This is a genomic window from Pedobacter roseus (genome assembly GCF_014395225.1).
Classification (GTDB): domain Bacteria; phylum Bacteroidota; class Bacteroidia; order Sphingobacteriales; family Sphingobacteriaceae; genus Pedobacter; species Pedobacter roseus.
The window spans coordinates 600,592-613,221 of record NZ_CP060723.1 but is presented as its reverse complement, the minus strand read 5'-3'; the positions used below and the strand labels follow the sequence as shown (position 1 = coordinate 613,221).

At 35.6% G+C, this 12,630-nt stretch carries 13 protein-coding genes; all 13 read left to right on the top strand.

All coding sequences use genetic code 11. The annotated features are described in order from the left end of the window. Window positions 1–46 precede the first annotated feature (46 nt). The 13 genes from H9L23_RS02720 to H9L23_RS02660 all read left to right on the top strand — a co-directional run bounded on the left by H9L23_RS02720 (window position 47) and on the right by H9L23_RS02660 (window position 12,610). Window positions 47–1,318, top strand: coding sequence for an ABC transporter ATP-binding protein (locus H9L23_RS02720; RefSeq protein WP_187593557.1), 1,272 nt, complete (start codon window positions 47–49; stop codon window positions 1,316–1,318). A gap of 16 nt (window positions 1,319–1,334) precedes the next feature. Next, window positions 1,335–1,913: a class I SAM-dependent methyltransferase gene (locus tag H9L23_RS02715; protein WP_187593556.1), complete on the top strand. Its 579-nt coding sequence runs from the start codon at window positions 1,335–1,337 to the stop codon at window positions 1,911–1,913. 123 nt (window positions 1,914–2,036) lie between these two features. Beyond that, window positions 2,037–2,828: a DUF268 domain-containing protein gene (locus tag H9L23_RS02710; RefSeq protein WP_223191033.1), complete on the top strand. Its 792-nt coding sequence runs from the start codon at window positions 2,037–2,039 to the stop codon at window positions 2,826–2,828. Further along, entirely contained in the window at window positions 2,821–3,558 is a 738-nt protein-coding gene (locus H9L23_RS02705; protein WP_187593555.1) for an alpha-1,2-fucosyltransferase, read from the top strand. The genes H9L23_RS02710 and H9L23_RS02705 overlap by 8 nt, the downstream gene beginning before the upstream one ends. A 138-nt stretch (window positions 3,559–3,696) precedes the next feature. Further along, window positions 3,697–4,668: a glycosyltransferase family 2 protein gene (locus H9L23_RS02700; protein ID WP_187593554.1), complete on the top strand. Its 972-nt coding sequence runs from the start codon at window positions 3,697–3,699 to the stop codon at window positions 4,666–4,668. Further along, window positions 4,669–5,625 (top strand): hypothetical protein, encoded by a 957-nt coding sequence (locus H9L23_RS02695; protein WP_187593553.1) that lies wholly within the window; start codon window positions 4,669–4,671, stop codon window positions 5,623–5,625. Between the two features lie 140 nt (window positions 5,626–5,765). Then, entirely contained in the window at window positions 5,766–6,047 is a 282-nt protein-coding gene (locus tag H9L23_RS02690; RefSeq protein WP_223191032.1) for a cupin domain-containing protein, read from the top strand. After that, window positions 6,047–6,805 carry a class I SAM-dependent DNA methyltransferase gene (locus H9L23_RS02685; RefSeq protein ID WP_187593551.1) on the top strand — a complete coding sequence of 253 codons (759 nt, stop codon included), beginning with the start codon at window positions 6,047–6,049 and terminating at the stop codon, window positions 6,803–6,805. The genes H9L23_RS02690 and H9L23_RS02685 overlap by 1 nt, the downstream gene beginning before the upstream one ends. Beyond that, window positions 6,802–7,920 (top strand): DegT/DnrJ/EryC1/StrS family aminotransferase, encoded by a 1,119-nt coding sequence (locus H9L23_RS02680; RefSeq protein ID WP_187593550.1) that lies wholly within the window; start codon window positions 6,802–6,804, stop codon window positions 7,918–7,920. Before H9L23_RS02685 ends, H9L23_RS02680 begins: the two co-directional genes overlap by 4 nt. Beyond that, window positions 7,913–9,106 carry a glycosyltransferase gene (locus H9L23_RS02675; RefSeq protein WP_187593549.1) on the top strand — a complete coding sequence of 398 codons (1,194 nt, stop codon included), beginning with the start codon at window positions 7,913–7,915 and terminating at the stop codon, window positions 9,104–9,106. Before H9L23_RS02680 ends, H9L23_RS02675 begins: the two co-directional genes overlap by 8 nt. A 309-nt stretch (window positions 9,107–9,415) precedes the next feature. After that, complete coding sequence (locus tag H9L23_RS02670) at window positions 9,416–10,246, top strand: glycosyltransferase family protein (RefSeq protein ID WP_187593548.1); 831 nt, start codon at window positions 9,416–9,418, stop codon at window positions 10,244–10,246. 43 nt (window positions 10,247–10,289) lie between these two features. Then, window positions 10,290–11,285, top strand: coding sequence for a class I SAM-dependent methyltransferase (locus H9L23_RS02665; RefSeq protein WP_246474824.1), 996 nt, complete (start codon window positions 10,290–10,292; stop codon window positions 11,283–11,285). Then, window positions 11,270–12,610: a glycosyltransferase family 4 protein gene (locus H9L23_RS02660; protein ID WP_187593546.1), complete on the top strand. Its 1,341-nt coding sequence runs from the start codon at window positions 11,270–11,272 to the stop codon at window positions 12,608–12,610. The genes H9L23_RS02665 and H9L23_RS02660 overlap by 16 nt, the downstream gene beginning before the upstream one ends. The last annotated feature ends 20 nt before the right edge of the window (window positions 12,611–12,630 follow it).

The window sequence follows — 12,630 nt, the reverse complement described above, 5'->3', positions numbered from 1 at the left end:
AGATGTAATATGGATGATGGAAAGCATGACTTTAAGCATATTTTAAATGTCGAACATCGCTATAAAAGTAGAAAATCTTAGCAAAGCTTATCAGTTAGGCCAAATTGGAACCGGAACGATTAGCCGGGATTTAGAGCGTTGGTATGCCCGCATTCGGGGTAAGGAAGATCCTTTTCTACGGATTGGTGAAAGCAACGATCAAAACACCAAAAGCGCAAGTGATGTAGTGTGGAGTTTAAAGGATATTAATTTTGAAATTGAACAAGGAGACGCAGTTGGCATTATTGGCAGAAACGGTGCAGGAAAAAGTACTTTGCTTAAAATTTTAAGTAAAGTAACTGCCCCAACCACTGGGAAAATCTCTGGTAAAGGCCGTATAGCGAGTTTACTTGAAGTTGGAACAGGTTTTCATCCAGAACTCAGTGGCCGTGAAAACATATTTCTCAATGGTGCTATTTTAGGCATGCGCAAAAAAGAAATCCAGCGTAAATTGGAGGAAATTGTAGATTTTGCAGGTATAGAACGTTATTTAGATACGCCGGTTAAAAGATATAGCTCTGGCATGTATGTGCGCCTGGCTTTTGCAGTTGCTGCCCATTTGGAAAGTGAGATTTTAATTGTTGATGAAGTATTAGCGGTCGGCGATGCAGAATTCCAACAGAAATGTTTGGGCAAAATGGGCGAAGTGAGTAAAGGAGAAGGCAGGACTGTGCTGTTTGTGAGCCATAATATGGGCGCCGTAAAGCAACTTTGCGACAGTGGAATAGTACTTAAAAATGGCCTTGTGAGTTACAAGTCGGATGTTATATCTGAAGTTATTAATAAATACCTGACTACAGAAGATAGAGAACTGTCAAACAGCCTTAATATTGATGGCGAAAAATACAAAAATCAATATTTCAGACCCATGATGATAAATACTAAAAAAACTTCATATAGCCTGAATGAAGAAGTTGAAATTTCTATTTTGGGGGAAGTTTTGGAACCTAATAGCTCGTTGCAAATAGGATTTTCCTTATTTGATGCTGATGGCAATAACCTATTATGGTCATTTCACACAGACACAATTACTCAAAATAGCTTTCCAAAAGGCAAAATCAAACTGACAACTTCCATTACTCCTTACTTGTTGAACGAGGGAAAATACTACATTTCCCTAGGTGTTGCAATATTTAACCAGTTTTGGATTATAGATCCTGATAATAACAATGATAGAATATATTTTGAAATTAATGGCGGTTTTGATTTTTCAAGCTTTTGGACGGAAAAGAGACCAGGGATTCTCGCAAAAAAATTTAACTGGAAATTAGAAAAATGAAATGGGATCGATAACAATGGGGCCTGATAAAAGGCTTGTTGAATTTATAAAAGAAAAATATCAAATTACCAACTTTATAGAAACCGGCACCTACCAAGGCGGTACTACCGAATGGTCAGCTAATGTTTTCAAAAATGTATATTCAATTGAATTTTCTGAACATTGGTATAACTATACTAAAGAAAGACTAAAATCAAGGGGAAATGTAAATCTTTTATTTGGCGATACAAAAAGTATACTTCCAGATCTCCTTCCAAAAGTAAATAACGCCATTTTATGGCTCGATGCACATTGGTGCGGTGACCATTCTTTTGGCGAAAAAGATCAATGCCCCTTATTAGTTGAGTTGGAAATCATTAACAGGTTTAAACATCTGTTCAACAAATTGTTTATCATGATTGATGATGCTCGTTTGTTTTTATCTCCACCTCATCATCCGCATTCGTTAACAGATTATCCTGATCTTGCTGAAATCATGCAAGCACTTACCCCGAACGTCAAATTTATGTATTTAACGATATTATACTGGCCGTTCCAAAATCCTACAAGCACGAATTTAGTATTCTGCTTCAAAACCTGGCTACAGAAGATTTAAAAGTTGATGTAGTGCCAATACCTTCAATCAAAAAACAAATTGTTAGAAAAATCAGCCATAAAATATCAACAATAATAACCCGGAAAAGATAAATTTTTCCTTAAAAAATCATCAAAGAAAAAATTGTTAAGAAAAATTAAAAATAAACTTCGTTATACTGCAGTAGGAAAGCTGTATGGTTATTTCACTTTAAGAAAATTGTTTAGAAAAAAAGTTGAAACTTTTAATGCTGACTTAGCTAATTTCCGATTGAGTGAAGGAAATACTAATCTCAGATTCAATCAAAATTACGATCATTACCCATTATTAGATGACCGAACATCTATCACCGAAATAGAACCTCACTATACTTATCATCCTGCATGGGCAGCGAGAATTTTAGCGAAAACCCAACCAAAAAAACACGTCGATATTTCTTCAATCTTACACTTTAGCACCATAGTATCTGCATTTATACCCGTAGAATTTTATGATTACAGGCCTGCGGAAATTAAGCTGGAGGGACTAGATAACAAACATGCTGATTTAACACAATTGCCATTCAGAAGTAATACGATCGACTCTTTATCATGTATGCATACACTTGAGCATATTGGACTTGGAAGATATGGAGACGAAATTGATTATGATGGCGACCTCAAGGCAATTAACGAATTGGTTAGGGTATTGGCTGTTAATGGAACTTTACTTATAGTTACTCCGATTGGCAAAGCCAAAATAGCATTTAACGCACACCGGATTTACGCATATGATCAGATCATCTCTTACTTTTCAAAACTCGAACTTATTGAGTTTTCCTTGATTCCTGATAAGTTTGAAAATATTGGTATAATTAGAAATGCCAGCAAAAAACAAGCAGATGAGCAAAGCTGGGGCTGTGGCTGTTTTTGGTTTAAAAAACGTTTAAATGATTAGTGTTGAATTACAAGGCAGATTGGGCAATCAGTTATTCCAGTATGCCTTTGCTTACGCTACCGCTAAAAAACTAAATTCGAGGTTTTATTTTGACAGGAGACTGCAGTCTTTATTTATTCCCAAATATTTTGCACAAACAAAAGATATCTTCTATTACTTAGATAAAACGATATTTTCTTTAAAAGGGTTTGATGGTTTTTTTTCAGTTTATCTCAAACAAAAATTTTATGCGTTGTTAAAAAAAATCCTAAATTATGAAGAAGTATATATATCAGATCAGTTGGAGCCGCAGCTGGAGCGCTTAAAACTGAACGATCGGAAATTATTTACCGGCTTTTTCCAATCAGAGTATTATTTCGCTGACTGTAAAGAAGAAATAAAAGCCAAATTTGTTATTAAAGAAAAATATCAGACAGATTTTAGAAATATATTTAACGATCTGCCCCAGGGATATAAATATGTGGTTATGCATGTTAGACGATCGGACTATTTTCACTATGACATACAATTACCAGCAGAATATTATCACAATGCAATTTCGGCCATTGAAAGCGAAAACAATTATTACATATTAATTAGCGACGATACAGATTTTTTAGAGTCTGAATTTGGATACCTGAATAAAAAATATATTTCCCGATCAACGGAAATTATCGATTTTCAGTTTTTAATGCAGGCAGACATTTGTATCATTTCCAATAGTACTTTTAGTTGGTGGGGGCTTATTTAAATGTTAAAAGTGCACCTGTGTATGCACCAAACAAATGGTTTCCAGATTATGGAAAAATAGAATCTCCTTGCAACATTTTATTAGAGAATTGGAATCTCATCCCGGTCTAATGGTTTGCATATTTACACAAATTAAAAAATGAAAACTGTTTCAGTTATTATTCCGACCTATAACAGAGATTTTTTCATAAAATTAACCCTGGAAAGCTTTGTAACACAAAACTATCCTAATATGCTCGAAATTATTGTAATCGATAATAACTCAACAGACAATACATTAGCGGTAGTAAAAGAATTGTGTGAAAAATACCCAATAATAAAGTATTTTGAGGAACCAAGGCAAGGCGTTCACTATGCACGCAATTCTGCAATAAAATACGCAAAAGGTGAAGTATTATATTATACAGATGACGATATGATTGCCGAACCAGATTTGTTAACGAACCTGGTTCCAACTTTCGAACTGAACGATAAAATTGCAGTAGTAAGTGGGCGGGTACTGCCAAAATGGGATATTCATCCTCCAGACTGGATATTAAAATACTGCTTAAATGCTCACTTAAGCCTAAATCTAGATGAAACTCCGTTAATCATTTCCGATCAGATGATTAATATTTTTAGCTGTCATGAAGCAATTTTAAAAGAAGCAATAATAAATGCCGGGGGCTTTAACCCAGAAAACACCAAAGGCGAATGGATAGGAGATGGAGAAACAGGACTATCCATAAAAATTCTTGATCTGGGTTATCTGCAGGCCTACAATGGTTTATCTGTCATTAACCATATTATTCCAAAAAGCAGGATGACGCAAAGTTATTTAAATAAAAGATTTGCAAACCAGGCTAATTGCGATAGTTTTACAATTTACAGGGCTGCCAATGGGTTAAACAATTCAAAACTGTTCACCAACATTCTTAATAATTTTATTGCTGTTTTATATAAATCCTTAGCTACACCTTGGCACTTCATAAGAGCCAAAGATAATTGGAGAATTACAATGGCCCAGGCTTTTTATCATAGCAATCGCATTGCTTACGACATCAAGTTGATGACCAGACATCATATGAGAGATCTTGTATTGAGAGATAACTGGATTGAACAAACCAACTAAATGAAAGATAGCATAACGCGAAAGTCTATTACGTTTTTTATGTTGGTAACCAACCGGGACTGCATGTTTGGAGATTATGGTGTTAAAAGTTTTAAAAAAATATACGACAAGCTTAATCATTCTGAAAAACAACATTTTAAATTATTCATTTATTTGAATGCCCTCACCACAAAAAATCTTAATGAATATGCAGTAAAATGGGCGGCATATCCTTATGTTCAGATCTTTGACAATACAGAAAAAATAAGGACTAAAAATTTTGTTGCTGGTGAAACGATTACTTCTCCTGAAGGAATTGATCGTGTGAGGGATGATATTAACGAAAATTATGATGAACTCTGGACCTCAGAACTTCCCAAATTTAACACAGATTACATTGCAACTGTTGATGCAGATTTTGAAGTATTAGATGCAGAATTTTACTTTCATCTGCTGCTCGCTTTACAAAATCCTGATTGTTTATTCGCTAGTACCTGTTACAATGAAACTGCATATTGTTTTGATAGTTATTCTAATAGAAACATGCATCTATACGAACGAAACCATACCTGGTTTTGTATTTATAAGAAGGAAGCATTTGAGCTATCCGAAAGATCTCACTTTTATTACGAGGAAATCCGTGATGGCGAGGTACATGCATTTGATTCCGCCGCATATTTTCAAAATGAATTAAGAAAAATACCAGGCAAAAAATTTTACCACCTCCCCAATAAATACCAGGCAAATTTTATTCATTACGGGGCCGGGTCAAAAAACATATCTATAAATAAGTCTAACATTTCCTTTTACCGTAAGTTAATGATCACTTGCAAAATTGGTCCGATACGTAAATGGACAAACATAAAAGTTGTTAATCTACTTAATAGAATTGCGCGAAAATTGATCTCAAAAACCTTCAAAAAAAAGATCAATTCATTAAGTACTGAAAGAAGTAAATTTATTTTTAATCAAGCTTAACTATGATAGAAAGCATCACCATAAATGGACTGTTACTCGCACTAATCATAAGGTCAAATTTTCATAAAGAAGGGATAACTTTCTTCACCCCAGAAGATTATTCGCAACAGTTGGGGTACATGAACCGGCCTAAAGGTTATATGATACCGCCGCATGTGCACAAGCTTGTAGAACGAAAAGTAACCCTTACACAAGAAGTACTATACGTTAAAGCAGGTAAAGTACGTGTAGATTTTTACAATGACGACCAGGTTTATGTCGAGAGCAGGACGGTGGAAACAGGAGATGTAATTTTACTTGCTGCAGGTGGGCACGGCTTTGAAATGTTAGAGTCATCAGAGCTCATAGAAATTAAACAAGGTCCGTACTGCGGCGACGAAGACAAAGTGCATTTCGATCCCATTCTTAAAAACATCAAATAATGATCGAAAACTTTAAACTTTACAGTCAGTATTATAACCTACTGTATTATGATAAAGATTATCCTGCGGAAGCAGCTTATATAATCGAGCTCATTCAAGAATACTTCCCTAATGCCCAAAATATTATTGAATTAGGATGTGGCACAGGAAAACATGCATCAGTTTTTGCAGAAAAGGGGTTTTCAGTATTGGGAATCGAACTTAGTGAAGATATGCTCAACATTGCAAGACAAAATGAAAATAACAGACTGAGGTTCCAAAAAGCTAACATCTCTAATTTTAAAGTCGATCAGAAGTTTGAAATTGCACTATCGCTTTTTCATGTAATTAGCTATCTAACTGACAATTCAAGTTTAATCAGAACTTTTCAACTTGTTCATGAGTCTCTCTATGATGGCGGACTGTTTATTTTCGATGTTTGGCATACACCAGCAGTTGTATCTCAAGTACCAGAAGAGCGGATTAAAAAATTAAGCAATGATCAGATTCAAATTATCCGAAGAGCAACACCATCTATCTTTAGTGAAGAAAATATTGTTGAAGTAAACTACGATATAGAAGTAAGTTCATTAAAAGATCCGACACAACTTTCTTTTAAGGAAATTCATCCAATGCGACATTTTTGCAAAAATGAAATCGACCTATTAGCTTATAGTACAGGTTTTGAAATTTTAAAAAGTGAAGAATTCTTAACAAAGAATGTACCCTCAAATTTGACTTGGGGGGTTGCCTACGTCCTTAAAAAAATTAATTCATGAAACCAATTCCGGTAAATACTCCATTATTAAAAGGAAATGAGTTAAAGTACCTTTCAGAATGTATCAGTACTGGGTGGATAAGCAGTGAAGGTCCGTTTATCGGTGCATTCGAAGAGAATTTCAGCACCTACAACAATCGTAAGTACGGAATTGCAGTAAGCAATGGTTCGGCAGCATTAGATATCGCCGTAAAGGCTTTGGGTATTGGTGTCGGAGATGAGGTTATTATGCCCACTTTTACAATTATTTCGCCAGTTCAATCTGTGGTTACGGCAGATGCAATTCCGGTTCTGATTGATAGTGATCCACTCACCTGGAATATGGATGTAACGCAAATCGAAGCCAAGATTACCGCTCGAACTAAGGCAATTTTAGTGGTGCATATTTATGGTCTTCCTGTTGATATGGATCCGGTATTAGCTTTAGCAAAAAAATATAATCTTAAAATAATTGAAGATGCGGCCGAAATGCACGGGCAAACCTATAACAGTAAAATGTGTGGTAGTTTTGGCGATATCAGTATTTTTAGTTTTTATCCCAATAAACATATTACGACCGGTGAAGGCGGGATGTTGCTAACTGATGACGAGCATCTTGCCGCCAGATGCAAAAAATTGCGCAATCTTTGTTTTGAACCCAATGGGCCAAGATTCGTCCATAATGAATTGGGTTGGAATTATCGGATGACCAATATGCAGGCTGCGCTTGGCTTAGCACAATTGGAACAACTGGAGGAATTTATCAGCATCAAGCGCAATATGGGTTTAAACTATCATAGCGCCCTTTCTCATTTGAAACAGAAAGGATACCAGCTACCACTAACCAGTACATCATATGCAGAAAATATTTATTGGGTTTTCGGAATAGTAGCACCAACTGAAAGTGAAAAAGAAGATTTGGTTGATTACTTAACGAAACATAAAATTGGCACCAGGCCATTTTTCTGGTGCATGCATGAACAACCTGTATTTAAAAAAATGGGCTTATTTAAGAATGAAAAATATCCGGTGGCGGAGAAATTGGCCAGAAATGGTTTTTATCTACCCAGCGGATTAGGTTTAACGACTGATGAGCTTACAGCAATAACAACCTGCATTCATGAAAAAATTGTTTAAAATAGGTATCTGGCATTACCATGGCGGAAGCTATGCAAATGGTGGTGCATTTGCATATACGGAAGCATTGCAAGAAATCCTAGCCAAAACCTCGTTTTCAGGCACTGAAATTGTTCACGTTGGATACAACATTGATCAAATCTTTAAACCCGGGTCAAATGCATTGTCGCTCACCCCTATTTACAGAACCAGATGGCCAAAACTCCTCAACTCCATTTGTATCCGGCTACCATTTTTCGGAATTAAATTAAGCAATAGAATCAAAAAAAAATACAATAATAATTTAATTGACAATTTAAAGCATGCTGGAATTGAAGTAATTTACTACATCAATCCGGGAATTGAGATTGACAATTTTCCGCACATATCAACCCTTTGGGATCTTGGCCATATTTCTATGTTTGCTTTTCCTGAAGTAAGTATGCACGGAAAGCTGGAGAGCAGAATCGAAAATCTAAACCGGGATATCAATAAAGCACTAATTATTTGTGCAGAATCTGAGGCGGGAAAAAAAGAACTGATCCGGTATTGCCCAGTTAATCCCGACAGAATTCACGTGATACCGATGATTCCAGGCCTGATTGTAAAAGATCAGATTGCTACCGAGCAGGTAGATATCTTAGCGAATGACAAGTTTTTCATTTACCCTGCCAGGTATTGGCCACATAAAAACCATTACAATCTGCTACTTGCCTTCCAACAATTTATATTTAATTTTCCAAAGGTAAAACTTGTATTTACAGGAGCAAATCAAAATAATATTGATTACATTAATAGTGTCATCCAAAGCTTAGGCCTCGAAAAAAATGTTATCCAACTCGGTGTGGTGAGCCTGCCGCAACTGAAATGGTTATACAAAAATGCCATTTCACTGGTAATGCCAACTTTCCTTGGTCCAACCAATATGCCATTAGTTGAAGCCTACCATTTGGGCTGTAAAGTAATTTGTAGCCGATTAGATGGACATGTTGAACAACTGGGAGAAGCAGCCCGATATTTTGATCCGTTAGATCCGAACGAAATTTTTGTTCAAATGAAAAGCCTCTACGAAGAGTCGATTGGATATCAAAAAAAGGCTGTCGAAATCTACTATGACGAAACAATAACAATTGCTGCTCTAAATTCTCTTTTTAAGAAAGTAAAACATATTAAAAGAACCTGGGGTGCCTTAGACGAAATTTCATAATTTTTGGAAAAAAGGATTTTTTTTATTTCAAGTTCACTTTATCCGGTAAATAACGCTGCTGGCGGAAGTATTGTGCTATATCGGCATTTAAAACTGTTTGAACAGGAAGGTTATCAGGTTACCTTTATTAATTGCAGCCCGGTTAACAAGGAAAATACCAGCTTCAGGCAAATTAACCTAGAAAAAAAAGTCTGGCACCCACCCCTAAGAAAAGCGACTCCGATTTTAACCAACATGAGAACGCGGTTACAAGCAAGATCTCTGGCCAAGGCACTTCGTTTTACCAAAGGCGATATTTTAATCGGGTTATTGGAAGATTATGTAAGTTACCTGGTCTATTTCCTTGCAAAACAAGCTAATATCCCATTTTATCTCTTTTTTCACGATGATAATATTTTCAACCGGTATTTTAAAGAGAACATTCTCTCTAAAAAACAAATCACCAGAATAATTGAAAATTGCGGGCATTTTTTTGTGGTTTCGGAACCCATGAAAGAGATTATTTCTTTGAATGGCGGGAAAAATGTATCTGTTGTTTATCCAATACCCGATGGTTCTTTTATAGCTCAGGGCAAAAGAATAAAATCCGAGAAATTCAATTTTGTTATTTCAGGCATGCTTTTACCCTATTTTTTTGAAAAAACAGTAGAAAAAATTAATGATGCTGTTGAAGAAACTGATACAAACATAATCCTGATTGGTTCTTTTAATCAGGATTACAAAGATTCTTTACAGAATGCGAGCAAAATTTTTTTTTACAAAAAATTTGAAGAACTCTATGATCTTTTCAGCTTCATGGTTGAAGAAACGGATGTAATCATTGTTTTTTATTCTTCAGATACAAATGAAGAAATCAGATCGAGATACAGCTTTCCAAGTAGATTTGTCGAATTCTGTCACTTAGGTATACCAATACTCATAATAGCTCCCCAATCTGCAGCGATAGGCAAATGGGCCATTAAAAACTCTTGGTTAAGCTATGTTAGCAGTGAAACAAAAACAGATTTGGTAACTATCATAAACAAGCTCAAAAATCCAGATTTCAGATCGGCATGTGTTAAGCAATGCCGGTATTTTGCAGAAGAGGATTTTAACCCTGTAATAATCCATAACAGGCTAAAATTATTAATAGAAAATTAACTGAGCCCATTGAGATGTACATTAAAGCTAATTTACAATTAAAATGACTACCGATGTTTTCAAATCTTTAATCCCACTTTTTGAGCAAAAATCTAATCTTGATTCGATAAAAGATTTTCATGAAAAGGTTAACCTTACCTTCCATAATATTGAAGCAAAATATTATGATAAGATCCATGCCGAAATGTGGATTAATCTTCCCGAACAGATTGACCGCATTATTAATCATCTTTGTGCCTGGCTAGACAAGCAAAAAATACAAAAAATTAAAGTTTTGGATCTGGGTTGCGGAACAGGTTTGGCCGCTCAGCTTTTAATAGACTCTTTAGTTGGCAGAAAAATAGCATCCGTGTTTCTGTTAGATCCATCTCATGCTATGTTAGAGCGAGCAAACAAACGCTCATTGAAATGGAATATACCTATAATTTCAAAATGTGGATATATTGAAGATGTAAACGAAAAATTCGATCTAATTATTACTTCTTCCGTTTTGCATCATATTCCAGATATTCCAAAATTCATCTCGGAAATAGAAAATAGGTTAAATGCGAATGGTGTCTTTATAAGCCTGCATGATCCTCTTGCAGAAGCAATCGACTCCAAAACATACCAAAACAGAACAGCACGCCTTATTCAAACTACGAGGGCTAATTTTAAAAACAGGACGCTTAAACAAAGGATTACTGGAAAAATTATACGCATGCTAAAGGGGAATATTAAACTAGAAACCTATATCGCAGAGGTAAATCAAGAATTGATACACTTAAATGTTATTAATAGCCACCTTACTCCGGCAGAAATATGGAGTATTACAGATATCCATGTAGAAGGGCTACCCTATTCAGCCAACAATGGCATTTCTTTAAAAAATCTGGAGGAATCGGTAAAGGGACTTTCCCTGGCATATTTTAATACCTATTGTTTTTTTGGCACGCTAAAATCTGATCTACCAGAAGAATATATGGTGGAGGAAGATAACCTGAGTTTAACTGATGATAAATTCGGCAGAAATTTTAACAGCATGTGGATCAGGAAATAAAAAAATTAAATATTCTCTTTATCCTACCTGAATATTACCCTCATTCAGGAGGAGGAATTTCGACATATTACCTGCAACACATTGATTTTATGAGATCTCATGTTGCAAAAATAAAAGTTGTGGTAGGTAGTGCTTATACCCAATCATTAGATCGCTTTCTGCATCATGATATTGAAGTCGAATACCTCAAACCAGACCTTTTCCATAAATACCTCGAAAGATTCAAAAAATTCGATTTCATACCACAATATAAGAAAGCTATTGCCTCTGCATGGGCCATGTGGGAACAGGTTAACGCAGGTGCAGGGTTTGATCTGGTAGAATGTACCGATTTTGGACTTGGCTTCATTCCCTGGCTAATTCACCACAACATCCCAGTTGTAACCCGTTTGCACGGAAGTTCGGGTCAAATTGAATTACATGAACGGGAACTTCAGGAAATTTTATTTGGAGACCAGTGTAGACAGACAGAACTTTCCTTACTGGAAAAATCAGATGCGCTTGTTACTCACAGTCAGTCTAATTATACATTTTGGCAAGATATTTTTCCTCATAAACAGATTAATCTTATCTCACCGTTATTTAAAGCGAACGCTACTCCTGCTAAATTTATTCAAAAGGAGAATTTCGCTATCGTATGCAGCCGAATCCAGGAATGGAAAGGGCCGGATATTTTATGCCGGGCAGTTAAAACAATAGCTAAACCAGTATTAATCAAATGGTATGGGCGCAACACCATGTTTACCGAGAGTTTATCCAAATCAGATCAACTTCTCCAAAGATTCCCAGAAGTCTGGAACCACACAGTAATACCTCAAGGACAACTTTCTCACCATCAATTGGAAGCGGTTCAAAAAACAGCAAAATTTGCCATCATTCCATCCACATGGGATATGTACAATTTCACCTGCTTAGAATACATGAGCATTGGCACGCCAGTAATTTGTTCAGATGGCGCGGGTGTTTCATCACTCATTAAAAATGGAGTAAATGGCTTTAAATATGCATCCAATGATCATATTGCGCTTGCGTCGTGTATAGAAGCAGTTAACAACATGGATCAAAGTGCTTTTGAAAAGATGACAAGCGAAGCATTAAAAACGGTTAAAAGTCTGATGTCTACCAATATTATTAATGATAACACTAAATTAATGGTTCAGGTTATTCAAAAATTTGAGTTGATTGCTCCCAATCTATTTAACCAGGCATTATATCTCCCATCAGATAAAAAATACGCCATTGATATCGTTCTAAACCAACAGCCATTGAATAAGCTTTTAAAATATATTACCAAAAGATTGAAGAAAAAAATTTTTGGCGGATAAACCAATGAAAGACTTAGTTT

What these genes read in the sequence shown, in the direction of transcription:
- H9L23_RS02695 (WP_187593553.1), top strand. Translation starts at nt 4,669, where the DNA reads ATGAAAGATAGCATAACGCGAAAGTCTATTACGTTTTTTATGTTGGTA.
- H9L23_RS02685 (WP_187593551.1), top strand. Translation starts at nt 6,047, where the DNA reads ATGATCGAAAACTTTAAACTTTACAGTCAGTATTATAACCTACTGTAT.
- H9L23_RS02690 (WP_223191032.1), top strand. Translation starts at nt 5,766, where the DNA reads ATGATACCGCCGCATGTGCACAAGCTTGTAGAACGAAAAGTAACCCTT.
- H9L23_RS02680 (WP_187593550.1), top strand. Translation starts at nt 6,802, where the DNA reads ATGAAACCAATTCCGGTAAATACTCCATTATTAAAAGGAAATGAGTTA.
- H9L23_RS02720 (WP_187593557.1), top strand. Translation starts at nt 47, where the DNA reads ATGTCGAACATCGCTATAAAAGTAGAAAATCTTAGCAAAGCTTATCAG.
- H9L23_RS02700 (WP_187593554.1), top strand. Translation starts at nt 3,697, where the DNA reads ATGAAAACTGTTTCAGTTATTATTCCGACCTATAACAGAGATTTTTTC.
- H9L23_RS02705 (WP_187593555.1), top strand. Translation starts at nt 2,821, where the DNA reads ATGATTAGTGTTGAATTACAAGGCAGATTGGGCAATCAGTTATTCCAG.
- H9L23_RS02715 (WP_187593556.1), top strand. Translation starts at nt 1,335, where the DNA reads ATGGGGCCTGATAAAAGGCTTGTTGAATTTATAAAAGAAAAATATCAA.
- H9L23_RS02665 (WP_246474824.1), top strand. Translation starts at nt 10,290, where the DNA reads ATGACTACCGATGTTTTCAAATCTTTAATCCCACTTTTTGAGCAAAAA.